The 215-nt window shown below is 11.2% G+C and carries 1 protein-coding gene; it reads right to left on the bottom strand.

Annotation, left to right across the window (positions count from 1 at the left end):
- The coding region (locus tag NG918_RS17235) for a hypothetical protein (protein ID WP_252227157.1) at positions 1-215 on the bottom strand (215 nt) is incomplete at both ends.

Raw genomic sequence — 215 nt, 5'->3', positions numbered from 1 at the left:
TTTTTTTCTTCTTTTTTTTTTTTTTTTTTTTTTTTTTTTTTTTCCTTTTTTTTTTTTCTACTCTTTTTTTTTTTCTTCATTTTTTTTTTTTTTTTCTTCTTTTTTTTTTTTTTTTTTTTTCTCTTATTTTTTTTTTCTTTTTTTTTTTTTTTTTTTTTTTTTTTCTTTGTTTTTTTTTTTTTGCCCGTTTCTTTTTTTTTTTCTTTTTTTTCTTT

Origin of the sequence: Clostridium sp. ZBS2 (assembly GCF_023845855.1) — a bacterium.
Classification (GTDB): domain Bacteria; phylum Bacillota; class Clostridia; order Clostridiales; family Clostridiaceae; genus Clostridium; species Clostridium aquiflavi.
The sequence above is the reverse complement of the archived record's forward strand: the minus strand, read 5'-3'. Positions and strand labels throughout refer to the sequence as shown.